The sequence below is a fragment of the Streptomyces sp. I05A-00742 genome, assembly GCF_013055795.1.
Lineage (GTDB): Bacteria > Actinomycetota > Actinomycetes > Streptomycetales > Streptomycetaceae > Streptomyces.
This window is the reverse complement of sequence record NZ_JABETO010000015.1, coordinates 22720-47310: the sequence shown is the minus strand read 5'-3', so window position 1 is coordinate 47310 and position 24591 is coordinate 22720. Positions and strand designations below refer to the sequence as shown.

The following is a 24591-nucleotide window of genomic DNA, read 5'->3' as shown; positions in this document are numbered from 1 at the left end:
GCCCGACGGCCCCCCACCCCCTCCCCGCACCAGGAAGGCTGCTGACCTTGAGCACCGAAGCGTACGTCTACGACGCCATCCGTACCCCCCGGGGCCGCGGCAAGGCGAACGGCTCCCTGCACGGCACCAAGCCCGTCGACCTCGTCGTCGGGCTCATCCACGAACTGCGGCGCCGGTTCCCCGGCCTCGACCCGGCCGCCGTGGACGACATCGTCCTCGGCGTGGTCAGCCCCGTCGGCGAGCAGGGCTCCGACATCGCCAGGATCGCCGCCGTGGCCGCCGGGCTGCCCGACACCGTCGCCGGCGTCCAGGAGAACCGCTTCTGTGCCTCCGGGCTCGAAGCCGTCAACATGGCCGCCGCCAAGGTCCGTTCCGGCTGGGAGGATCTGGTCCTGGCCGGCGGCGTCGAGTCGATGTCCCGGGTGCCCATGGCCTCCGACGGCGGCGCCTGGTTCGGCGACCCCATGACCAACTTCGCCACCGGCTTCGTCCCCCAGGGCGTCAGCGCCGACCTCATCGCCACCCTCGGCGGCTACACCCGCCACGACGTCGACGCCTTCGCCTCCCGCTCCCAGGAGAACGCCGCCACGGCCTGGAAGGAGGGCCGCTTCGACCGCTCCGTCGTCCCCGTGCGCGACCGCGCCGGCCTGGTCGTCCTCGACCGCGACGAGCACATCCGCCCCGGCACCACCCCCGAGACCCTGGCGAAGCTCAAGCCGTCCTTCGCCGCCCTCGGCGAGGCCGCCGGCTTCGACGCCGTGGCGCTCCAGAAGTACCACTGGGTGGAGAAGATCGACCACGTCCACCACGCCGGCAACTCCTCCGGCATCGTCGACGGCGCCGCCCTCGTCGCCATCGGCAACCGGGAGGTGGGCGAGCGCTACGGCCTCGCGCCGCGCGCCCGGATCGTCTCCGCCGCCGTCTCCGGCTCCGAGCCGACCATCATGCTCACCGGCCCGGCCCCCGCCTGCCGCAAGGCTCTCGCCAAGGCCGGGCTGACCGTCGACGACATCGACCTCGTCGAGATGAACGAGGCGTTCGCCGCGGTCGTGCTGCGCTTCGCCGACGACATGGGCATCGGCCTGGAGAAGATCAACGTCAACGGCGGCGCCATCGCCCTCGGCCACCCGCTCGGCGCCACCGGGGCGATGCTCCTGGGCACCGTCATCGACGAACTGGAACGGCAGGACAAGCGCTACGGCCTGGTCACCCTGTGCGTGGGCGGCGGCATGGGCGTCGCCACCGTCGTCGAACGCGTCTGACCTCCGGCCGCGCCCGTTCACCTCACCCCGGACCCCAGGAGACCACGACCATGAGCACCACCGAGACCATCCGCTGGGAGCAGGACGCCGACGGCGTCGTCACCCTCGTCCTCGACGACCCGGACCAGTCCGCCAACACGATGAACCGGAACTTCCAGACCTCCCTGAAGGCGGTGGCCGACCGCCTGGAGGACGGGAAGGAGTCCGTCCGCGGCGTGATCTTCACCTCCGCCAAGAAGACCTTCTTCGCCGGCGGCGACCTCCATGAACTGCTCGCGCTGCGCCCGGCGGACGCGGGCACCGCGTTCGAGGCCACCCAGGCCGTCAAGCGCGACCTGCGCCGCATCGAGACCCTGGGCGTACCGGTCGTCGCGGCCCTCAACGGCACGGCGCTCGGCGGGGGGTACGAGATCGCCCTCGCCTGCCACCACCGCGTCGCGCTGGACGCGCCCGGCGCGAAGATCGGCCTGCCCGAGGTGACCCTCGGCCTGCTCCCGGGCGGCGGCGGTGTCACCCGTACCGTACGGCTCCTCGGGATCACCGACGCCCTGCTGAAGGTCCTGGTGCAGGGGACCCGGTACAGCCCCCGCCGCGCGCTGGAGGCCGGCCTCGTCCACGAGGTCGTCGACAGCGCGGACGAACTCCTCGCCCGTGCCCGCGACTTCATCGCCGCCCACCCCGAGTCCCGGCAGCCCTGGGACACCGAGGGCTACCGGATGCCCGGCGGCACCCCGTCCCACCCGTCCCTCGCCGCCAACCTCCCCGCCTTCCCCGCGACGCTGCGCAAGCAGACGGCGGGCGCGCCCTACCCGGCCCCGCGCAGCATCCTCGCCGCGGCCGTCGAGGGCGCCCAGGTCGACTTCGAGACCGCCCAGACGATCGAGTCCCGCTACTTCGTGGACCTGGCGACCGGACAGACCGCCAAGAACATGATCCAGGCGTTCTTCTTCGACCTCCAGGCCGTCAACGCCGGCCGCAGCCGCCCCTCCGGCCCCGAGCCGCGCCCGGTCCGCAAGGTGGCCGTGCTCGGCGCCGGCATGATGGGCGCGGGCATCGCCTACGCCTGCGCAAAGGCGGGCATCGACGTCGTCCTCAAGGACGTCTCCCTCGACAACGCCCGCAACGGCAAGGAGCACGCGGCCGGTCTGCTCGCCAAGGCCCTGGCCAAGGGGCGGACGACCGAGAAGAAGCGCGACGAGCTCCTCGCCCGCATCACCCCGACCGCCGAGGCGGCCGACCTGGCCGGCTGCGACGCCGTCATCGAGGCGGTGTTCGAGGACCCGGCGCTCAAGCACAAGGTGTTCCAGGAGATCCAGCACGTCGTCGCCCCCGACGCACTGCTCTGCTCCAACACCTCCACCCTCCCCATCACCCTGCTCGCCGAGGGCGTCGAGCGGCCGGCCGACTTCGTCGGGCTGCACTTCTTCTCGCCCGTGGACAAGATGCCGCTCGTCGAGATCATCAAGGGCGAGCGCACCGGTGACGAGGCCCTTGCCCGCGCGTTCGACCTGGTGCGGCAGATCAACAAGACGCCCATCGTCGTCAACGACTCGCGCGGCTTCTTCACCTCGCGCGTCATCGGCCGCTTCATCAGCGAGGGCGTCGCCATGATCGGCGAGGGCATCCCCGCCGCCTCCGTCGAACAGGCCGCCGCCCAGGCCGGCTACCCCGCGAAGGTGCTGTCCCTCATGGACGAGCTGACGCTCACCCTGCCGCGCAGGATCCGCGAGGAGGCCCGGCGGGCGGCCGAGGCGGCCGGCGGCACCTGGACCCCGCACCCCGCCGACGCCGTCATCGACCGGATGATCGACGAGTTCGGCCGCACCGGCCGCAGCGGCGGCGCCGGCTTCTACGACTACGCGGACGGCAGGCGGACGGGCCTGTGGCCGGGCCTGGCCGAGCACTTCGGCGGGGAGATCGCCCCCGCCGACATCCCCTTCGAGGACCTCAAGGAGCGGATGCTCTTCGCCGAGGCGCTGGACACCGTCCGCTGCCTGGAGGAGAACGTCCTCACCTCGGTCGCCGACGCCAACATCGGCTCCCTGTTCGGCATCGGCTTCCCCGGCTGGACCGGCGGCGCCCTCCAGTACATCAACGGCTACGAGGGCGGGCTCCCCGGCTTCGTGGCCCGCGCGCGCGAGCTGGAGGCGGCCTACGGCGAGCGGTTCGCGCCGCCGCCGCTGCTGCTGGAGAAGGCGGAGCGGGGAGAGGTCTTCACGGACTGACGCTCCGGGGGAGGGGCGGGCCCGCTCCCGCGGCACGCCCGCCCCTCATGCCCCGGCCGTTCCGCCCGCTCCGGATCCAGCTCCCGGCCCCTTTCCCGTCACCCGGCAGTTCTGTCCGGCGAGTCCGCTCATCGTCGCGTTGAGCGTGTTCGCCGGACCCATGCCGCCGGCGCCGATCCGGTTGACGTTGTCGAGCGAGTCGACGTCCCGCATTTCCCGCTGGTACCGGCGGTAGGTTTTCTCCGACTGGTCCAGCCAGGCGTCCTGTGCCCTTTTCGCCGCCGCGTGTTCCTTCCGCAACGCGTCGGGAGGGTCCTTCTCGTTCAGGAGGGCGAAGGACTGCCGGGCGCTGTCGATGTTGTTCCGTGTGTACGCGAGCAGAAGGCTCTTCTTCACACCGAACGACCCCGCGGCGGGATTCGGTACGAGCATGTCGTTGTGGTCTGCACCGAGCACGTCGTTGACCTGCTGGCACGTGGCGAGCACGTCTTTCCGGTAGGAATCCACCGGGTCCTTGTCCGTTATGACATAGGCCGCTCCGACGACCGCCCCCGCCACCAGCAGGGCCGCGACGAAGAGCCGTACGGGGCGCTGGAAGATGGTGAGGTCGTTCCCGGCCTGGATATTGGTCCGTCCCCGCTGGAACTGCGATCGGGATCCGGCCGGTCCGTGTCCGGTCATGGTTCACACCCGCTTCCGCCACCAGGCGAGCCAGGACCTGCCGGACCGGTCGATGGTGACGTCGTTGCCCGCCTGGATGTTGTTTCCCCGGCGCGACCGCTGCACCTGGACGACGGAAGGTCCGTTCCTTCCGCGTCCGGGCGCCGCCCCCGATTCCTCTGTCAGTTCCGCGAGGAATCCGGCCAGTTCCGGGTATTCCTCCAGAAGGAATTCGAACCGCCCCTGGAGGAGTGTGACGGCACTCGCCGCCCCCTCCGGGTTCTCGTCCAGCTCCGCCCGGGTGCGGTCCAGGACGGAGACCGTCCGGCGCGCCTGGCCGGGGTCGGCCGTGCCGAGACGGCGTGCCACCCGTTCGCGGATCGCCGTCCAGCCGTCCGTGGTCATCGCCTGGACCAGTGCCTGGGCCGCCAGCAGCGCGAGTTGAGCGGGATCCATGATTCTCCCCCCGGTCGTCTGCGGAATTACTCCGCGATCCGATGGGGGGAAGGTAGCCAACCGCGGAATGGGACAGCCGCGAATGGGAAATTCCGGTGCGACGGGCATTCCCGCGGGGAGCCGTTGGTCACCATCCCGCCTTGTTTGTGACGGCGTGTGAAGCGCTTCACACGCCGGGAGAAGGAGGAACGGGCCCCCGGGCCGTCAGCGCTGCTTGACGGAGGACCCGCCGGGGAGGCGTCGGCTCAGGCGTCGGCCGCGCCCGCCACGCCCGTCCCGTACGTCTCCCGCAGCTCCTCCCGCAACGCCCGCTGGAACGCGGTCACCAGGGCCTGGACGATCAGCGGCTGCATATGGGCGGAGAGCGACTTCATCGTCTCCACCTCCTCGGGGTCCGTCTCCCGCGCCTCGTACGGGCCCCACACCTCCTCGTGGAACAGCCGGGTCAGCTCCTGGGCGGTGGACCGGGCGTGGTCGAGCAGGACCGTACGGGCGGCGAGGACCGTGCCGAGGGGCATGGGGACGGCCAAGAGCTGGGTGCCCAGGGCGAGGAGGCCGGGATCCACATGGAAACGGGCGGACTCCCCGGCGCCTGACCGGTGTTCCAGGACGTCCATGGCGACGAGCTTGGCGATGTCCTCCTCGGTCAGCGGGCGGCCCGCGCGGCGTTCCAGTTCGGCGTGGGTGATCTCCTCGGTGCCGTCCGGGGCCCAGGAGGCCACGACCGCGCGGTGGATGGCCAGGTCGTGGGCGCTGAGATCGGCCGGGAGGCGGTGCAAATAGCGCTCGATGGCGGCGAGTGTGAGGCCCTGGTGCTGCAGCTCCTCGATGAGGGCGAGACGGGAGAGGTGGCCGGGGCCGTAGTGGCCCACGCGCCGCGGACCGAGGGTGGGGGGAGGGAGAAGGCCGCGGGTGCTGTAGAAACGGATGGTGCGGACGGTCACGCCGGCGCGGGCGGCGAGTCCGTCGATGGTGAGGAGTTCGGGCTCCCCGTTGTCCGTGGCCATGCGCGGTCCCTCGCTCTCCGGCTCTCGGACCTCTCCGGCCGCTCCAGCCTCTCCCGTGGTCGGCCGCGTCCGGTGGGGCGCGGCAGCAGTGCAACAGTATGGGTGTACCACCGGCGCTGTAACAGCCGGGCGGCACGGCGGACCGGCCGGGGAGCGGAGCGCACGGCGGAGCCCGCCGTACCGGGCGGGGTACGGCGGGCCCCTGCGCGCGGTGCCGCGCGGTCAGTGCCGGTGCGTCCGGAGCGCCTCCTGGATCTTCTTCCAGGACGCCGGCCGCTCCGGCTTCTGTGCGGTGAGGGCAGCGCCCTTCCGGGCCCCCGCCTTCGCCGGCAGGCCGATGCCGGACTCGGCCGCCTCGGCGGCGCTGGGCTTGGAGGCGGTGAACAGCCAGGTGTCGAAGAGCGGCTTGAGCTTCTTGCCCGACACCTGCTCCGCGTGGGCCACGAAGTCCTGGACCGAGCCGTTGCCGTACTGGTTCTTCGCCGTCCAGCCCTGCAGGATCCGGAAGAACGTCTTGTCGCCTACCTGGTTGCGGAGCGCCTGGAGGGCGACGGCCCCCCGCTGGTAGACGGCGCCGTCGAACTGCTTGTCCGCGCCCGGGTCACCGGGCTTGACCGTCCAGAACCTGTCGCCCGCGGGGTACTGCGCGTACGTGTAGTCGGCGAGCTGCTGCGCCGTGCCCTCGCCCTCCTTCTCCGACCACAGCCACTGCGCGTAGGTGGCGAAGCCCTCGTTGACCCAGATGTCCCGCCAGTTCTTCACCGAGACGCTGTCGCCGAACCACTGGTGGGCCAGTTCGTGCACGACGAGCGAGACGTTGGCGCCGTTCGCGAAGGGAGCGGGGCTGTAGAACGGCCGGGTCTGCGTCTCCAGCGCGAAGCGCGTGGGGACGTTGGGCACATAGCCGCCGACGGCCGTGAAGGGGTACGGGCCGAAGACGGTGCTTTCCCAGTCGACGACCTCGGCGCTGCGCTCGACGCTCGCCTTGGCCGGGGCGAGGTTGTCGCCCAGGTCCTTGCTGTAGGCGTTGACGACCGGCAGGCCGTTGGCGGTCGTGTCGGTGGTGATCTCGAACCTGCCGATGGCCAGCGTGGTGAGGTAGCTCGCCTGCGGCTTGGTGGAGCGCCAGTTGTAGCGCGTCCAGCCGAGCTTGGAGGTCTGCGAGGCGAGGACGCCGTTGCTGATCGCCTGGGTGCCGTCGGGGACGGAGACCGAGATGTCGTACGTGGCCTTGTCGCGCGGGTGGTCGTTGCTGGGGAACCACCAGGCGGCCGACTCCGGTTCCTGGGCCGCGATGCCGCCGTCGGGGGTCCGCTGCCAGGCGGAGGATCCGTCGACCTTCACCGCGGACGGGGTGCCGCTGTACCGGACCACGACGGTGATGTGCTTGCCCTGCGGGAGGGCCGCGGCCGGAGTGATCTCCAGCTCGTGCGTGCCCGTCTTCCTGAACGCGGCCTTCTTGCCGTTGACCAGAACCTCGCCGACGTCCAGCAGCAGATCGAGGTTGAAGCGGGACAGCGCCTGCGTGGTGGTGGCGGTGACCGTCGCGGTGCCCTCCAGCCGGTCGGTCTTCGGCTGGTACTTGAGCCGCAGGTCGTAGTGGGAGACGTCGTAGCCGCCGTTGCCGGCGTCCGGGTAGTAGGAGTCTCCGATGCCCGGCGCGCCCGGCGTACCGTCGGCGGCCGACGCGGGGACCGCGAGCAGCAGGAACGCGGCAGCGGCGGCGGCGCTCGGGACGAGGAGTCTGTGACGCACGAGACACTCCAACTCGTAGGGGGCGGAAGATCGTTCGCAGCCTATGCACTCATGGTGTGCGTGGGAATGTCCATGACGAATCCCGACATGTAACGGACATCCGGCCGTCATGGTGGCCGTGTCCGGAAACAGCCTCACGATCCGGTCGCACCGGTGGGCCCGGCATACCCATCGGTACGTCATATTGCGCTTGGAACAAGGGAGTTGACTGCGCTAGCGTCCGCTCGTGCTAAACAACATGCGTCACATGCGCACCAGAAGTTTCTTGAAACGCACAGTTCCGGCCGCTGCCACCGCGCTTATGGCGGCTCTCGTCGCGGCCCCGGGCACCGCCCAGGCCGCCTCCGCCGGACGGAGCTCCGAGGGGAGCACCCCGATCTACTCCTACGACCGCGCGGTCCGGGAGACGGTCTATGTGGCGACGGGGAAGGACAGCGACGGCGACGGGCGCACGGACCGGGTGGCGGTGGACATCATCCGCCCCCGGGAAGCCGCCGAGCAGGGCAAAAAGGTCCCCGTCATCCTGAACCCCAGCCCGTACTTCCAGAGCATCGGGCGCGGCCCCGAAGCCCAGGCCAAGACGTATGACGAGCAGGGCAGGCCCGTACAGTTCCCGCTCTTCTACGACAACTACTTCGTTCCGCGCGGCTACGCCGTCGCCCTGCTCGACACGCCCGGGACCAACCGCTCCGACGGCTGCGCGGACGTGGGCGGTCCGTCGGACGTCGCGGCGGCCAAGTCGGTCGTCGACTGGTTCAACGGCCGGGCGGACGGCTTCGACTCGCGCACCGGTGGCAGCGGCGTCGACGCCGACTGGACCAACGGCTCCGTGGGCATGATCGGCAAGAGCTACGAGGGATCGGTCATCAACGGCGTCGCCGCCACCGGCGTCGAGGGCCTGAAGACCGTCGTCCCCATCGCCGGACCCACCTCCTGGTACAACTACTACTTCTACAAGGGTGCCTCCACCAACTCCACCGAGGGCATCGCCGGTCACGCGCGCTACGTCGAGACCGAAGAGGTCAAGGCCCGCTGCAAGGCCATGGACCGCGCCCTGATCGAGGGTTCGCCGCGCAACGGCAACTGGACCGACATGTGGACCGAGCGCGACTACGTCCGCAACTCGGACAAGGTCCGCGCCAGCGTCTTCGCCGTCTACGGCCTCCAGGACCTCAACGTCCGCGCCCAGCACCTCAACAAGTGGTGGGACGGTCTGGCCGAGAACGGTGTCGAGCGCAAGATCTGGCTCTCGACGGCCGCCCACGCCGACCCGTTCGACTTCCGTCGCCAGGAGTGGGTGACCACCCTCCACCGGTGGTTCGACCACTACCTGATGGACTACGACAACGGCATCGAGCGGGAGCCGATGGCCGACATCGAGCGCGCCCCCGACAAGTGGACGACCGACACCACCTGGCCGCCGAGCGGCACCGGCGGCGCCACCCTGCACCCGGCCGCCGGGAAGGTCGCGGGCGTCGGGACGCTGAACACCGAGCCCTCCAGTGCTCCGGGCGCGGTCGAGTTCACCGACGACCCCACCCTCGGCGAGCTCGACTGGGCGGCGGACGTCGACCGGTCGACCCCGGCCAAGGCGTCGTTCACCACCATGCCCCTCAACCGTGAACTGCGGCTGTCCGGACACGGTTCGGTGAAGCTGAAGGTCACCCCGACCACCAGCTCGGCGACGCTGTCCGCCGTCCTCGTCGACCTCGGCCCGGACACCATCCGGGACTACAAGACCGGCGGCGGCATCCAGATCCTCCCGGAGAAGGAGTGCTTCGGCAGCGGCACCACCGGCGACACCGGCTGCTTCAAGAAGGCCGTCCCCACCACCAAGAAGGTGGAGCAGACCGTCTTCAGCCGCGGCTGGGCCGACCTCGGCCACTACGCGGGCTTCCCCAAGCGTGAGATCACGCCCGGGAAGCAGTACGAGATCACCGTCGACCTCGGCACGGCCGACCACGTGGTCCCGGCCGGACACCGGCTGGCGCTGATCGTGGCCGGCACGGACAAGCCGTACATCGACGCCCCGGCGTCCAAGCCGAAGCTGACCGTGGACCTGAGCGGCAGCTCGGCCGAGCTGCCCGTGGTCGGCGGCGGTCTGGCCCTCACCCGCGCCACCGGCGGGGACCGGACGTGACATAGCGGCACGGCGGGGCGGCCCCCGGACCCTTCGGTCCGGAGGCCGCCCCCTTGCCGTCCGCCCCCTTCTGCACGGCAGTTGACCCGCGTACTCTCCCGCCCGTGCCCAAACCCACGCGGAACACCCGCATACCCTGGACCACCTTCGTCCTGGCGGCACTCGCCGCCCTGCTGGTCTCCCTCGCCGCACCACCGGGCGCGCAGGCCGCGCCCCCGGAGAGACGCGCCGGCGAGAGCAGACCCGTCTACTCCTACGACCGGGCCGTCCGTGAGTCGGTCTGGGTGGAGGCGCCGACCCGCGCCGGCCGCACCGACCGGGTGGCCGTGGACATCATCCGGCCCCGGGAGGCCGCCGAGAAGGGCCTCCGCGTCCCGGTGATCATGGACGCCAGCCCGTACTACTCCTGCTGCGGACGCGGCAACGAGAGTCAGAAGAAGACGTACGACGACCGGGGCAACCCGGTGCAGTTCCCCCTCTACTACGACAACTACTTCGTCCCGCGCGGCTACGCCGTCGTCCTCGTCGACCTCGCCGGGACCAACCGGTCCGACGGCTGCGTCGACGTCGGCGGGCGGTCGGACGTCCAGTCCGCCAAGGCCGTCGTCGACTGGCTCAACGGACGGGCCCGCGCCTACGGTTCCCGGACCGGCACCACCGCGGTGACGGCGGGCTGGACCACCGGCGCCGTCGGCATGATCGGCAAGAGCTACGACGGCACGGTCGCCAACGGCGTCGCCGCCACCGGCGTCGAGGGGCTGAAGACCATCGTCCCGATCGGCGCCATCAGCTCCTGGTACGACTACTACTTCGCCAAGGGTGCCGCGCTCTTCGGCAGCGGCCCCGACGGCCTCGCCTCGCGTGTCGAGAGCGCCGAGGCCCGCGCCCGCTGCCAGGACGTCCAGCGCGAACTCGTCAGGGGGGCACCGCGCAACGGCGACTGGACGCCGCTGTGGAGCGAGCGCGACTACGTCCGCGACGCGGGCAAGGTCCGCGCCAGCGTCTTCGCGGTCCACGGTATGCAGGACCTCAACGTCCGCACCAAGCACCTCGGCCAGTGGTGGGACGCGCTCGCCGCCAACGGCGTGGAGCGGAAGATCTGGCTGTCGCAGACCGGCCATGTGGACCCCTTCGACTTCCGCCGCGAGGCATGGGTGAGCACCCTGCACCGCTGGTTCGACCACTACCTCCTCGGCCACGACAACGGCATCGAGAAGGAGCCCGCGGCCGACGTCGAGCGGGCGCCCGACCAGTGGACGACCGACCGCGCCTGGCCGCCGGCCGGCACCCGGACGACCACCCTGCGCCCGTCCGCCGGACCGGCCGACGGCCCCGGCGCCCTGGGCCTGGAACCCGCCCGGCCGGGAACGACCGCGCGGTTCACCGACGACCCGAAGCTCGGCGAGAGCGACTGGGCGGCGGCGATCGACCGGACGACCCCGTCGAAGGCCGGCTTCGTCACCCGGCCGCTCGCCCGCGACCTGCGCCTCTCCGGCTCCTCGACGGTCCGCCTGCGGGTGACGCCGTCCACCGCGTCGGCCCATCTGTCGGCGGTGCTCGTCGACCTCGGCCCGGCCGTCATCCGCGACTACGCGGACGCCGCCGAGGGCATCCGCACCCTGCCCGACACCACCTGCTGGGGCGGCGGGACCACCGGTGACACCGGCTGCTTCAAACGCACCGAGGCGAAGACGGCCCGGGTCGGCCACACCGTCCTCAGCCGCGGCTGGGCGGACCTCGGCCACTGGGGGAGCGGCACCCGCGGCCGGGCCGTGACGCCCGGCACCCCGTACACCATCACCCTCGACCTCGCCGCCACCGACCACGTCGTCCCGGCGGGCCACCGGCTGGCGCTCATCGTCGCGGGCACGGACGCGGGTCTCATCGAACCGGCGTCGACAACCCCGCAGTTGACGCTGGACCTGGCCGCGACGTCGGCGAACCTGCCGATCGTCGGGGGCTACGGGGCGTTCCTCCGCGCCACCGCGGGCAGCCCCCGTCCCCCGGCCGGCAAGGGGCACCCGTACGGGCTGCCGGTGCCGGTGCCCAAGCGGCTGCAGTGAACCCCGAGGGGATGACCCGCACGGGTCACCCCCTCACTCCTCCCGCGCGAGCGCCAGCTCCGCCGCCTCGTGCGCACACCCCCAGGCGACCGTCACACCGGCCCCGCCGTGCCCGTAGTTATGCACCAGCCGCGTCCCGCCCGGCAGCCGCTCCGCCTCCAGCCGCACCCGTTGGCGCGCGGGCCGCAGCCCGGCCCGGTGCGCCAGGATCCGGGCCCGGGTGAGGGAGGGATGGACCCGGGCGCACCGGGCGATGATCGCCTGCGCCAGGGAGGGCACCGGCGCGCAGTCCCAGACGTGGGGGCGCGCGGTGCCGCCGAGGACGAGGCCGTAGGGCTGGGGGAGGACGTAGGCCGGGTCGCGCGTGGGGTCGTCGGCGGCCGTGAACCACTCGCGCACGCCCGGGTTCTCCACGACGACGAGCTGCCCCTGCACCGGGTGCACCTCCGGGTCGCCGGCGAGCGGCCCGGCGCCCAGCCCCGCGCAGTTGACGACCACCGGCGCCGCGCGCCCGGCGTCCGCGAGGGCGGCCACCGGGCGGAGGGTGACCGTCCCCCCGGCCAGCCCGAGGCGGCGTTGCAAATACCCGAGGTGGACGGGCATGTCGAGCAGCGGCAGCCGGGCGCGGACGGCCCGCTCGTACCCCGCCGGAATCTCGTGCGGCGCGGCGTCCCGCAGCCCGGGCACCCCGGACGCCCACGGCCCCAACGCGGCCGCCGCGGCGCCCGCGTGCACCCCGTCGACCATCCGCACCCCGGTCTCCTCCGGGCGCCGGGCGAGCCCGGCCAGGACGGGCAGCGACGCGAGCGACCAGGCGGTGACGGCGTCGGCCGGCTCGATGCGGTAAGGCCACCACAGGCCCCCGGCCACGGCGGACGTGGTCTGCGCGGCCGTCCCGCGCGTCCACACCTCGACCCTGCGGCCCCGCTCCGCGAGGACGACGGCCGTGGTCAGACCGATGACCCCGGATCCCACCACGATCGCATCGCTCACCATGAGGTGAAGGTACCGACCCGCCGGGCCTGTTGGGCGAGGATTCCGCACGGGTCGGGGAATACTCGGCACATGACAGTGGAGTACGCGACCCTCGGGCTGGCGCACACCACGCGCGCCGGCGGTGTCCTCGGCGGACGGGCGTGCCAAGTGCGCCGCGAGTTCGTGGATTTCACCGTCGACGGCCGGCCGCTGCTGCTGCACCTGGCGGACCTCGACGGTTTCCCGCCGCCCGCTTCCGACCTCGTCCCCGTACCCCTCGCCCCGGGCGCCCACCGCCGCCCGCTGCCCGGCACCGGCGACCCGCCGGAGGGCGGGCGCTCGGTCCTCTACACCTGCCCCGACTGCCCGGGCCCGGAGTGCGGCGAGGTGACCGCCGTGGTCGAGCCGGACGGCCAAGGGGCCGTCGTCTGGCGTGACTTCGCCTGGCGGGACGCCACCGGGAGCGGCGGCGCCCCGGACGGGACCGGCCCGTTCCGCTTCCGCGCCGAGGAGTACCGGCGCGTGGCGGAACGGCTGCTCGCCGACGGGACCCCGGCCGCTCCGCCGCCGCTCCGGGTCCTGCTCGTGGGGCCGCGCGTCGCCTCCTTCGCCCGCCTCGCGGCGGCCCTCCGCGCGGCGGGGATCGGCGCCGACCTCACCCGCGACGCGACCGGGGCCGCCCCGGAGGAGCTGCGGGAGTACGGCGCGGTGCTCTTCGACCGCGCCGTCGGGGAACCTGAACGGGCCGCGGCCCGCGCCGCGTTCACGGCCGCGGGCGCCTCGGCGACGCTCGTCGACCGCCCCGCCCCCCTCCTCCCGGTCCTCGTCGCCCAGCTCGAACAGCTTGTGCAGCGCCCCGCCGACGCAGGGACCGCCCGGCACCGGCTGGTCGGACTCCACGTCGACGGCGCGGGGGTACGGGTCGAGGTCGCCTCGGCCTGCCGCGTCCGGCTGACCGGCTACCGGCAGGACCGGCTGCGGCGGATCCGTACAGCCGAGCTGTTCGCGGGGCGCCTGGAGCGCGGCGCGCACCTGCTGGACGGCTTCGGCGGGGCGGGGGCGTTCGTGGTGGCGCGGACGTTCGGGGGCGTCGCCGTGGCGGGAGGCCCGGGGCCCGGCCCCGGGCAGCGGAAATCCGTTGGGGACCCCCATATGGCCCGATAGACTCGGCGCCGACATGAACGCCACCCTCATCGCCAAGAACCTCGCCGCCGGTCACGGCGACCGCACCCTGTTCTCCGGGCTCGACCTCGTCGTCGCCCCCGGGGACGTGATCGGTCTGGTCGGGGCCAACGGCGCGGGGAAGTCCACCCTGCTGCGCCTGCTCGCCGGGCTCGCGGAGCCCGACGAGGGCGCGCTGCGGATCAGTCCGCCGACCGCGACGGTGGGGCACCTGCCGCAGGAGCCGGAGCGGCGCCCGGGGGAGACGGTGCGGGAGTTCCTCGCCCGGCGCACGGGGGTCACGGCCGCGCAGGCCGCCCTCGACGCGGCCACGGAAGCGCTCGTCGTGAGCGCGCCGGGCGCCGACGACGCGTACTCCACGGCGCTGGAGCGCTGGCTGGGGCTCGGCGGCGCCGACCTGGACGAGCGCGCGGAGGAGGTCGTCGGCTCGCTCGGCCTCACCGTCGGCCTGGACCGGCCGATGACCGCCCTGTCGGGCGGCCAGGCCGCCCGCGCCGGCCTGGCCTCGCTGCTGCTCAGCCGGTACGACGTGTTCCTGCTCGACGAGCCCACCAACGACCTCGACCTCGACGGTCTGGACCGCCTGGAGAACTTCGTCACCGGGCTGCGCGCGGGCACCGTCCTGGTCAGCCACGACCGCGAGTTCCTGGCCAGGACCGTCAACCAGGTGCTGGAGCTGGACCTGGCCCAGCAGCAGGTCAACCTCTACGGCGGCGGCTACGGCGCCTACCTGGAGGAGCGCGAGCGGGCCCGCCGGCAGGCCCGCGAGCAGTACGAGGAGTACGCGGAGACCCGCGCCTCCCTGGAGGCCCGTGCCCACACCCAGCGGAACTGGATGGAGAAGGGCGTCAGGAACGCCCGCCGCAAGGCCAACGACATCGACAAGATCACCCGCAAGTCCCGGGTCGAGGCCAGCGAGAAGCAGGCCGCCAAGGCCCGGCAGACCGAGCGGCTGATCGAGCGGCTGGAGACCGTCGAGGAGCCGCGCAAGGAGTGGGAGCTCCGGATGGAGATCGCCGCGGCGCCCCGCTCGGGGGCCGTGGTGGCCACCCTGCGCGGTGCCGTGGTGCGCCGCGGCTCCTTCGTCCTCGGCCCGGTGGACCTCCAGATCGACTGGGCGGACCGGGTCGCGGTGACCGGCGCCAACGGGTCGGGGAAGTCCACCCTGCTGGCCGCCCTGCTGGGCCGGCTCCCGCTGGACGAAGGTGCCGCCTCGCTCGGCCCGGGGGTGGTCGTCGGCGAAGTGGACCAGGCGCGGGCGCTGTTCTTCGGGACGGAGGCCCTGCTGGACGCGTTCGGGGCGGCCGTCCCCGGTCTCGTCCCCGCCGACGTCCGGACGCTGCTCGCCAAGTTCGGCCTCAAGGCCGGCCATGTGCTGCGCCCCGCGGTGACCCTCTCGCCGGGCGAGCGGACCCGCGCCGCGCTGGCGCTGCTCCAGGCCCGGGGCGTCAACCTGCTGGTGCTCGACGAGCCCACCAACCACCTCGACCTGCCGGCCATCGAGCAGCTGGAGTCCGCCCTCGCGTCGTACACGGGCACGCTCCTCCTGGTCACGCACGACCGCAGGATGCTGGAGGCCGTGCACACCACCCGGCGGATCATGGTCGACGACGGCCGCATTATGGAGCGCTGAGCGTTTCGGTTCCCAGTTTTCCTCCCCCTTTTGGGCGAAAATTCCCCCGAAAAGAACCTCCGCCGCAGGTCAACACTGTGCCAAGCGGTCATCACGGTACGACCACCGGAAAACCATGGTTTTCCGGTGAAACGGCACGTACCGTGGGAAAAGAGTGCGCCCGAGGCACCTCCGCCGCGTGTTCGATTTGCGGAACATTGGCCTCGATTTACGAACCCGTGGGCGCGGAGCGACGTCTGTGGGTGCGGGCGTCCGAGGGGCGCTCGCACTCCCAACGTCGAATTGAGGCGTAAGGCCATGTCCCCGACTCTTTCCAGTTCCACCCCCACCCCACTGGTCCCCTCAGTGGGGCGGGCGCGTTATACGAGCGCCCCGCCGCACGGGGAGCGCACCCTGATCGACGTCCTCGACGCGACCGCCGCCACGCACCCCGACGTCCCCGCACTCGACACCGGGACCGGCGTCCTCACCTACCGGGAGCTGTGCGCGGCGGTCGAGACCCGCGCCGCCCGGCTGCGCCGGGCCGGGGTCGGCCCCGGCGACCGGGTGGGCATCCGCGTCCCCTCCGGAACCGCCGAGCTCTACCTGTCCATCCTGGCCGTCCTCCGCTGCTCCGCCGCCTATGTGCCGGTGGACGCCGACGACCCCGAGGAACGCGCCGCCACGGTGTTCCACGAGGCCGAGGTGTGCGGCGTCGTCACCGCCGACGGCTCCCTCGCCCCCGGCCGCCGGAAACCGGTGGCCGCCGGGGCACGGCTGCCGCTGCCGGAGGACGACGCCTGGATCATCTTCACCTCCGGTTCCACCGGCGCCCCCAAGGGGGTCGCCGTCTCCCACCGCAGCGCCGCCGCCTTCACCGACGCCGAGGCCGCGCTCTTCCTCCAGGACGAGCCCCTCGGCCCCGGCGACCGGGTGCTGGCGGGCCTGTCCGTCGCCTTCGACGCCTCCTGCGAGGAGATGTGGCTGGCCTGGCGGCACGGCGCCTGCCTGGTCCCTGCCCCCCGCGCGCTGGTCAGAGCCGGCCACGAACTCGGCCCCTGGCTCGTCGAGCGGGCCGTCACCGTCGTCTCCACCGTCCCGACCCTCGCCGCCCTCTGGCCCGCGGAGTCCCTGGACCGGGTCCGGCTGCTGATCGTCGGCGGCGAGGCCTGCCCGCCCGGACTCGTCGAGCGGTTCGCCGTCCCCGGCCGTGAGATGTGGAACACCTACGGGCCCACCGAGACCACCGTCGTCGCCTGCGCCGCCCGGATGGAGCCGGGCGAGCCCGTCCGCATCGGGCTGCCCCTCGACGGCTGGGAGCTCGCCGTCGTCGACGAGGACGGCGAGCCCGTGCCGTACGGCGCCGAGGGCGAGCTGGTGATCGCCGGCGTCGGCGTCGGCCGCTACCTCGACCCCGCCAAGGACGCCGACCGCTTTCGGCCCTGCCCGGCCCTGGACACCGAGCGCGCCTACCGCACCGGCGACCTCGTCCGCGCCGACGAGGAGGGCCTGGTCTTCACCGGCCGCGCCGACGACCAGGTCAAGCTCGGCGGCCGGCGCATCGAGCTCGGCGAGATCGACGCCGCGCTCGGCGACCTCCCGGGCGTGCGCGGCGCCGCCGCGGCGGTGCGCACCACCCCGTCCGGCTCCCAGCTGCTCGTCGGCTACCTGGTGCCGGGGCCCGGGTACGACCCGGCGTCCGCGCGGGACCGGCTGGCCGCACGGCTGCCCGCCGCCCTCGTCCCCGTCCTCGCCGAGGTCGACGACCTGCCCACCCGCACCTCCGGCAAGGTCGACCGCAACGCCCTGCCCTGGCCGCTCCCCACCACCGGCGGCACCGGACCCGGCGGCGGGGAGGAACTGCACGGCACGGCGGGCCGCCTCGCCGACCTCTGGGAGGAACTGCTCGGCGCCCGGCCCGGTTCCGACTCCGACTTCGTCCTCATGGGCGGCACCAGCCTCACCGCCGCCCGTATGGCCTCGGCGCTGCGCGAGCACCACCCCGGCGTCTCCGTCGCCGGCCTGTACCGCCACACCGTCCTGCGGGACATGGCCGAACACATCGACTCGCTCGACGCCCCGGCCGAGGACCCCGGCCCCCGGCGCACGGTCCGCCCGCTGCCGCGCCGCACCGGCGCCGCGCAGATCCTGGTGCAGACCGTCCTCTACGGCGTCCAGGGCCTGCGCCTGCTGACCGCCCTGACCGTCGCCGACAACCTCCTCGGCATCCTCGCCCCGCAGACCTGGGCGCCGTTCACCTCCTGGTGGCTGGTGGCCGTCGCCTGGGTCGTGCTGTTCAGCGCCCCCGGCCGGTTCGTGGTCGGCGCGCTGGCCTCCCGCGTGCTCACCCACGGCGTCACCCCGGGCGCCCACCCGCGCGGCGGCCGTGTCCACCTGCGGCTGTGGGCCGCCGAACGGACGGTGGCCGCGTTCGGCGTTCCCTCCCTGATGGGCACCCCCTGGGCCCGCTGGTACGCCCGCGCCCTCGGCTGCGCGGCGGGCAGAAACGTCTCTCTGCACGCCATGCCGCCGGTCACCGGATTCGCCGAACTCGGCGAGGGGTGCAGTGTCGAGCCCGAGGCCGACATCGCCGGCTGGTGGATCGACGGCGAGACCCTGCACGTCGGACCCGTGCGCCTCGGCGCCCACTCCCGGGCCGGCCACCGCAGCATGGTGATGCCCGGTTCCTCCCTCGGCCCCGGCGCCGAACTGGGCCCCGGCGCCTGCCTCGACGGCCATGTGCCCGCCGGGCAGACCTGGGTGGGCTCGCCCGCCCGCCCGGACGCCGCCGCCCACCGGGCGAGCGGCCCGGTCCGTCCCGCCGACGACTGGCCAGAACCGCGCCACACCCGCTCCCGGCGCTGGTCCGCCGCCTACGCGCTCTCGCTGTTCGGCCTGCCGCTGCTGCCGGTCCTCGCCGCCGCGCCGGCCCTCGTCGGCACCTACTACCTGATCCGGGGCAGCACCTCGCTGGGCTCGGTCGCCGTCCGCCTGTTCCTGGCCGTCCCCGTCTTCACCGTGGTCACCACGGTCTGCTGGATGCTCGTCGTCGCGGCCACGGTCCGCGTCCTCAACCGCGGCATCAGCGCCGGCCTCCACCCGGCCTGCGGCGGCGTCGCCTGGCGGGCCTGGGTCATCACCCGCCTGCTGAACGGGACCCGGCGGAACCTCTTCCCCGTGTACGCGAGCCTCGCCACCCCGGTGTGGATGCGGATGCTGGGCGCCCGGATCGGCCGCCGCGCCGAACTCTCCACCGTCCTGCCCCTGCCCTCCCTGCTGACCGTCGCCGACGGCGCGTTCCTCGCCGACGACACCCTCGTCGCCCCCTACGAACTGCGCGGCGGCTGGCTGCGCCTGGGCACCGCCCACGTCGGCCGGCGCGCCTTCCTCGGCAACTCCGGCATCATCAGCCCCGGCCGGGGCGTCCCCGACCACGGCCTGGTCGGCGTCCTCTCCGACGCGCCCGAGCACAGCGAACCCGGCACCTCCTGGCTGGGCCGCCCCGCCATGCCGCTGCCCCGCGTCGCCACCGTCGCCGACGCCGGACGCACCTTCGCACCGCCCCGGCGGCTGGTCCTGGCCCGCGCCGGCGTCGAACTGTGCCGGGTGCTGCCGCTGATGTTCGGGCTCGCCCTGGCCGACATGGTGCTCCTCGGCGAGCAGTGGGTCCTCACCAACGGCGGCCTGGGCCTCGCCGCGCTCGTTGCCGCCCCCCTGCTGGCGCTCGGCGGCATCCTCGCGGGACTGCTCGCCACCGCCGCGAAGTGGCTGCTCATGGGCCGGTTCCGGAGCGGCGAACACCCGCTGTGGAGCTCGTTCGTCTGGCGCAACGAACTGTTCGACACCTTCGTCGAATCCCTCGCCGTCCCCTGGCTGGCGGGTCCCTTCACCGGCACTCCCGTGCTCAACTGGTGGCTGCGCTCCCTGGGCGTCCGCGTCGGCCGGGGCGTGTGGTGCGACACCCACTGGCTGCCGGAGACCGACCTCATCACCCTCGGCGACGGGGCCACCGTCAACCGCGGCTGTGTGCTCCAGACCCACCTCTTCCACGACCGGATCATGCGCATGGACACCGTCCACCTCGCCGAAGGCGCCTCCCTCGGCCCGCACGGCATCGTGCTGCCCGGCACCACCGTCGGCGCGCACACCGCCATCGCCCCCTCGTCCCTGGTCATGCGCGGCGAGACGGTCCCGCCCGGCACCCGCTGGGCCGGCAACCCCATCGCCGGCCAGCGGCCGCGGGCGGACCGGGCACCCGCACCGGAGCGGGAAGCCGCGTGACATGGGCCCACGACACGGATGCGGCCGCCGCGCCCTCCTCGCGGCGGCGGTCGTCCCGGTGACCTCCGCCGCCGTCGGGGGCGGCTCCCGGCACCGGGCCGCCCACGAGCAGCAGTACTTCCCCGGCCACGGCTCGTACGGCCACCGGACCCTCGCCCACGACCTGAAGCTCGCCTTCGACCCCGGGCGGAACCGGCTCGACGGCCACGCCTGGATCGAGGCGGCCGCCAACGTCGCCCTCGACCGCGTCGAACTCGACCTCGCCCGGCTCACGGTGACCGAGACCCTCCTCGACGACCGGCCGGTCCGCTTCCACCACAGGGACGGCAAGCTCCGGATCACCACCGGCCGCACCCTCGACCCGGGACGCCCCTTCGTCCTGGACATCCGCTACGAAGGCGGGCCACGCCCCGTCTCCTCGCCCTACGGCCCCATCGGCTGGGACCGCACCGGCGACGACCACGACGGCACCCTCGTCGCCTCCCAGCCGGTGGGCGCGCCCTCGTGGTTCCCCTGCAACGACCGGCCCGACGACAAGGCCGCCTACACCATCGAGGTCACCGTCCCGGCCGGCCACGACGCCCTCGCCAACGGCTCCCTGACCGACCGTCGCGAGGAGGGCGGCTCGGCCCGCTGGACCTACCACCACCCCGGGCCGATGGCCTGCTACCTCGCGGCCGTCTACACCGGCCGGTTCCACCGCGAGACCTGGACGGGCGAGGGGGCCGCCGGAGCGCCCGTGCCGGTCCATGTGGCCTGCCCGGTCGGGCTGGAGGAGAACGTCCGGCACGACCTCGCCCGCCAGGGGCGGATCCTGGGCGTCTTCACCGACCTCTTCGGCCCCTACCCCTTCGAGTCCTACGGCGTGGTCGTCGTCGACGCCGATCTGGACGCGCCCGTCGAGAACCAGACGCTCTCCGTCTTCGGCCGCAACCACATGGACGGCCGGCGCGGCTGGGAGACGCTCGTCGCCCACGAGACCGCGCACCAGTGGTTCGGCAACAGCGTCGGCCTCGCCGGATGGCAGCACATCTGGCTCAACGAGGGCTTCGCCACCTACGCCGAGTGGCTCTGGTCCGAACACCTCGGCGAGGCCGACGCCCACACCCTCGCCCACCGCTCCCGCGACGACCTCGCCGACCGGCGGCAGAACCTCCGCATCGCCGACCCCGGCCGCCGTCACCTCTTCGACGACCGCGTCTACGTCCGCGGCGCCTGCGCCCTGCACGCCCTCCGCCTCGCGGCGGGCGACGAACCCTTCTTCCGCACCCTCCGGACGTGGCACGAGACGCGGCGCGGGGGCACGGGGGACACGACGGGGTTCCTCACGCACGCGGAGCGGGTGCTGGGACGGTCGGTGGCCGACGTGCTGGGACCGTGGCTGTTCGAGAAGCGGGTGCCGGGGTTCGGGCGGGGGTGAGGCCCCGGTCCCGCCCCTTCACCGTTTCTTGCGGGGGCAAGCCCCCGCATCCCCCGAAGCACGCTGCGCGCGCTGTCCTCAATCGCCGGACGGGCCGAAGTCAGCCCGCCCGGCGATACCCCTCAGCGCCGTCCCTCGGGCCGCACCAACCCCGCCCGCCGCAGCGCGTCGGCCATCGCCCCGCCGGCGGCGGGCGACGCCTCACGCCGCTGCTGACGGGGAGCACCGCCGCGGCGCTGTTCCCGAGGTGCCCGCTGCTCGCGAGGCCCCTTCGAGGCGCCGGCCTCGTCCTCCAACCGCAGCGTCAGCGAGATCCGCTTCCGCGGAATGTCGACCTCCAGCACCTTCACCCGCACGATGTCCCCCGGCTTCACCACATCCCGGGGATCCTTGACGAACGTCTTCGACATCGCCGACACATGCACGAGCCCGTCCTGGTGCACCCCGACGTCCACGAACGCCCCGAAGGCGGCGACATTGGTGACGACGCCCTCCAGGATCATCCCCGGCGTCAGATCGCCGATCTTCTCGACGCCGTCCTTGAAGGAGGCGGTCCGGAACGCGGGACGCGGGTCGCGCCCCGGCTTCTCCAGCTCGCGCAGGATGTCGGTCACCGTCGGCAGACCGAAGGAGTCGTCGACGAAGTCCTCGGGGCGCAGGGAGCGCAGGGTGCTCGTGCTGCCGATGAGGGCCGCGACGTCACCGCCCGTCCGCTTGGCCATGGACCGCACCACCGGATACGCCTCGGGGTGGACGCTGGAGCCGTCCAGCGGATCGTCGCCGCCGCGGATGCGGAGGAAGCCGGCGCACTGCTCGTACGCCTTGGGGCCGAGCCGGGGCACGTCCTTGAGCGCCTTGCGGGAGCGGAACGGGCCGTTGGCGTCGCGGTGGGCGACGATGTTCTCGGCGAGGCCTGCGCCGATGCCGGACACCCGGGAGAGCAGCGGCGCCGAGGCCGTGTTGACGTCGACGCCCACGCCGTTGACGCAGTCCTCGACGACGGCGTCCAGGGACCGGGACAGCTTCACCTCGGAGAGGTCGTGCTGGTACTGGCCGACGCCGATCGACTTGGGGTCGATCTTCACCAGCTCGGCCAGCGGGTCCTGGAGCCGCCGCGCGATCGAGACCGCGCCGCGCAGCGACACGTCCATACCGGGCAGTTCCTGGGAGGCGAAGGCGGAGGCCGAGTACACCGAGGCCCCGGCCTCGGAGACCATCACCTTGGTGAGCTTCAGCTCGGGGTGACGGGTCATCAGGTCGGCGGCAAGCCGGTCCGTCTCGCGGGAGGCCGTGCCGTTGCCGATGGCGACCAGCTCGACGCCGTGCTCCTTCGCGAGCCGGGCCAGGGTGGCCAGGGAGGCGTCCCACTTGTTCTGCGGGACGTGCGGGTAGATGGTCTCGGTGGCGGCCACCTTGCCGGTGGCGTCGACGACGGCGACCTTCACCCCCGTGCGGAAGCCCGGGTCGAGGCCCATGGTGGCGCGGGTGCCGGCGGGCGCGGCGAGCAGCAGGTCGCGCAGGTTCGTGGCGAAGACGCGGACCGCCTCGTCCTCGGCCGCCTGGCGCATCCGCAGCCGCAGGTCGATGCCGAGGTGGACGAGGACCCGGGTGCGCCAGGCCCAGCGGACGGTGTCCGCCAGCCACTTGTCACCCGGCCGCCCCCGGTCGGCGATGCCGAAGCGGCGGGCGATGGCCTGCTCGTACGCGCTCGCGCCCGCCGGCTCCGTACCGGCCGGCTCCGGATCCAGGACGAGGTCGAGCACCTCCTCCTTCTCGCCGCGCAGCATGGCCAGCACCCGGTGCGACGGCAGCTCGGTGAACGGCTCGGCGAAGTCGAAGTAGTCGGCGAACTTCGCGCCCGCCTCCTCCTTGCCCGCCCGCACCTTCGCCGCCAGCCGCCCGCGCGTCCACATCCGCTCGCGCAGCTCGCCGATGAGGTCGGCGTCCTCGGCGAACCGCTCGGTGAGGATCGCCCGGGCGCCCTCCAGCGCCGCCGCGGCGTCGGCCACGCCCCGGTCCGCGGACACGAACGCGGCCGCCGCGGCGAGCGGTTCGACACCCGGGTCGGACAGCAGCCCCTCGGCCAGCGGCTCCAGCCCCGCCTCGCGCGCGATCTGCGCCTTGGTGCGCCGCTTGGGCTTGAACGGCAGGTAGATGTCCTCCAGCCGGGCCTTGGAGTCGGCCTCCCGGATCCGCGCCTCCAGCGCGGCGTCCAGCTTGCCCTGCGAGCGCACCGACTCCAGGACGGCGGCCCGCCGCTCCTCCAGCTCCCGCAGGTAGCGCAGCCGCTCCTCCAGGGTGCGCAGCTGAGCGTCGTCCAGCGCGCCGGTCGCCTCCTTGCGGTAGCGGGCGACGAACGGCACGGTCGCCCCGCCGTCGAGCAAGTCGACGGCCGCCTTCACCTGCCGCTCCTGAACGCCGAGCTCCTCGGCGATCCTGCCTTCGACCGACGTACCGGTAGCCGTCACGATCACGCTCCGCTTTCTCTTCGGACTGCGGTCTGCATTGTGGCAGGTACCTGTGACAACGCGGGCCGCGCCGCCCCCGGCTCACCCCTCGCCGGAGCCGTCCGCCGCCCGCGGGGCGCCCATCGGGAACGCCCCCGCGTCCGCGAGCCGCCCGGCCACCGCCCCGGCCAGCTCCGTCAGCCGCTCCACACCGGCCGCGCCCAGGTGCGCGTAGGGCGCGGCGTCCAGCCGGTCGGTCGCCTCCTCGATGTCCCGGCGCAGCGCCCTGCCCGCCCCGGTGAGTGTCCCGTCCGCGGCGAGCAGCCCGCGGTCGCGCAGCCGCCGCTCGGCCTCCTCCAGCTCCTCCGGGCTCCACCCGCGGGTCCGCAGCAGCCGTCCGGGCAGGGACCGGCGGTCGCCGTCGGCCACATGGCTGACCAGCGCCTCGACGGGGTCGAGCCCGGCCCCGGTCAGCACGGCCAGGTGCCCGCCGCCGCGGTGCTCGCGCAGCATCGTCGCGGCGTGCCAGAGGGCGAGGTGCGGCCTGTCGGGGACCGGCAGGTCGGCCTGGGCGGCGAACAGCGGCCGGGAGGGCCGCTCGCCCGCCTCGGCGGCCCGCAGCGCGAGCTCCGCGGCCTCGGCCGTTCCGGGGGCCGTGACGAACTCCTCGCCCAGTATCCGGCGCAGGGCCGTGTCGCAGGCGCGCAGCCGGGCGGCCAGGGCCTCCTCCGGAGCGGCGGTCTCCCACACGGCCGGCACGTGCCGGGCCACCAGCTCGTGCTTGAAGATGTGGAACGCCGCCGTGACGGCACCCGCCCCGACCCGTCCCATGGCCGCGCCCCGCTCCGCGAAGTAGCGGGTGTGGGCGTGCTCGATCCCCAGCGCGGCGAACTCCCGGGTGCTCTCCGGGGTGAAGTAGGAGAAGACGTGCAGACGTTCCAGGGCGGCGTGACAACGGCGGGCTGCGGATGCGGAAGGACTCGTCATGCCCGGAACGCTAGGTGCCGGAGGGCCGGCGGGGAAGACCGGGACGGCGTCCGGGAACGTGGGTCCGGCATGGCAGGAAAGGTGGGGAGCCCGTCATTGCGGCCGGACGGCACCGGGGC

15 protein-coding genes are annotated in these 24591 nt (G+C 73.5%); 8 read left to right on the top strand and 7 right to left on the bottom strand.

Going from position 1 to position 24591, the window contains the following annotated elements; genetic code table 11:
- Positions 1-47 precede the first annotated feature (47 nt).
- Entirely contained in the window at positions 48-1262 is a 1215-nt protein-coding gene (locus HN013_RS16485; RefSeq protein ID WP_171166906.1) for an acetyl-CoA C-acetyltransferase, read from the top strand.
- Positions 1263-1312: 50 nt separating this feature from the next.
- The gene (locus HN013_RS16480; protein WP_171166905.1) at positions 1313-3487 is read left to right on the top strand and encodes a 3-hydroxyacyl-CoA dehydrogenase NAD-binding domain-containing protein; all 2175 of its coding nucleotides are present in this window, start codon (positions 1313-1315) and stop codon (positions 3485-3487) included.
- Positions 3488-3532: 45 nt separating this feature from the next.
- Here the strand turns inward: HN013_RS16480 and HN013_RS16475 are convergent, their stop codons facing one another.
- The 4 genes from HN013_RS16475 to HN013_RS16460 all read right to left on the bottom strand — a co-directional run bounded on the left by HN013_RS16475 (position 3533) and on the right by HN013_RS16460 (position 7365).
- The gene (locus HN013_RS16475; RefSeq protein WP_171166904.1) at positions 3533-4168 is read right to left on the bottom strand and encodes a hypothetical protein; all 636 of its coding nucleotides are present in this window, start codon (positions 4166-4168) and stop codon (positions 3533-3535) included.
- A 3-nt stretch (positions 4169-4171) separates the two neighbouring features.
- Complete coding sequence (locus tag HN013_RS16470; protein ID WP_171166903.1) at positions 4172-4603, bottom strand: hypothetical protein; 432 nt, start codon at positions 4601-4603, stop codon at positions 4172-4174.
- A gap of 245 nt (positions 4604-4848) precedes the next feature.
- Positions 4849-5610, bottom strand: a complete 762-nt coding sequence (locus HN013_RS16465) for a MerR family transcriptional regulator (RefSeq protein WP_171166902.1) — start codon at positions 5608-5610, stop codon at positions 4849-4851.
- 222 nt (positions 5611-5832) lie between these two features.
- Positions 5833-7365, bottom strand: coding sequence for a M1 family metallopeptidase (locus HN013_RS16460; RefSeq protein WP_171166901.1), 1533 nt, complete (start codon positions 7363-7365; stop codon positions 5833-5835).
- A gap of 301 nt (positions 7366-7666) precedes the next feature.
- On the opposite strand from HN013_RS16460, the gene HN013_RS16455 reads away from it, so the two are divergent.
- Both HN013_RS16455 and HN013_RS16450 read left to right on the top strand, forming a co-directional pair.
- Complete coding sequence (locus HN013_RS16455) at positions 7667-9505, top strand: Xaa-Pro dipeptidyl-peptidase (RefSeq protein WP_249375079.1); 1839 nt, start codon at positions 7667-7669, stop codon at positions 9503-9505.
- Positions 9506-9609: 104 nt separating this feature from the next.
- The gene (locus HN013_RS16450; RefSeq protein ID WP_312018621.1) at positions 9610-11568 is read left to right on the top strand and encodes a Xaa-Pro dipeptidyl-peptidase; all 1959 of its coding nucleotides are present in this window, start codon (positions 9610-9612) and stop codon (positions 11566-11568) included.
- A gap of 33 nt (positions 11569-11601) precedes the next feature.
- Here HN013_RS16450 and HN013_RS16445 read toward each other — a convergent pair whose 3' ends face one another.
- Complete coding sequence (locus tag HN013_RS16445) at positions 11602-12564, bottom strand: FAD-dependent oxidoreductase (RefSeq protein ID WP_171166899.1); 963 nt, start codon at positions 12562-12564, stop codon at positions 11602-11604.
- Between the two features lie 69 nt (positions 12565-12633).
- Between HN013_RS16445 and HN013_RS16440 the strand changes: the two genes are divergently transcribed.
- From HN013_RS16440 to HN013_RS16425, 4 genes are all read left to right on the top strand, one after another.
- A complete protein-coding gene (locus tag HN013_RS16440) occupies positions 12634-13707 on the top strand; it encodes an oxidoreductase (protein ID WP_249375078.1) in 1074 nt (357 codons plus the stop codon).
- A gap of 13 nt (positions 13708-13720) precedes the next feature.
- Positions 13721-15358, top strand: coding sequence for an ABC-F family ATP-binding cassette domain-containing protein (locus tag HN013_RS16435; protein ID WP_171166898.1), 1638 nt, complete (start codon positions 13721-13723; stop codon positions 15356-15358).
- Between the two features lie 297 nt (positions 15359-15655).
- The gene (locus tag HN013_RS16430; RefSeq protein ID WP_212764427.1) at positions 15656-19618 is read left to right on the top strand and encodes a Pls/PosA family non-ribosomal peptide synthetase; all 3963 of its coding nucleotides are present in this window, start codon (positions 15656-15658) and stop codon (positions 19616-19618) included.
- Position 19619: 1 nt separating this feature from the next.
- Positions 19620-21038 carry a M1 family metallopeptidase gene (locus tag HN013_RS16425; protein WP_171166897.1) on the top strand — a complete coding sequence of 473 codons (1419 nt, stop codon included), beginning with the start codon at positions 19620-19622 and terminating at the stop codon, positions 21036-21038.
- Between the two features lie 122 nt (positions 21039-21160).
- Here the strand turns inward: HN013_RS16425 and HN013_RS16420 are convergent, their stop codons facing one another.
- Positions 21161-23512 (bottom strand): Tex family protein, encoded by a 2352-nt coding sequence (locus HN013_RS16420; protein WP_171166896.1) that lies wholly within the window; start codon positions 23510-23512, stop codon positions 21161-21163.
- A 75-nt stretch (positions 23513-23587) separates the two neighbouring features.
- The gene (locus HN013_RS16415) at positions 23588-24472 is read right to left on the bottom strand and encodes an SCO6745 family protein (RefSeq protein WP_171166895.1); all 885 of its coding nucleotides are present in this window, start codon (positions 24470-24472) and stop codon (positions 23588-23590) included.
- Positions 24473-24591 lie beyond the last annotated feature (119 nt).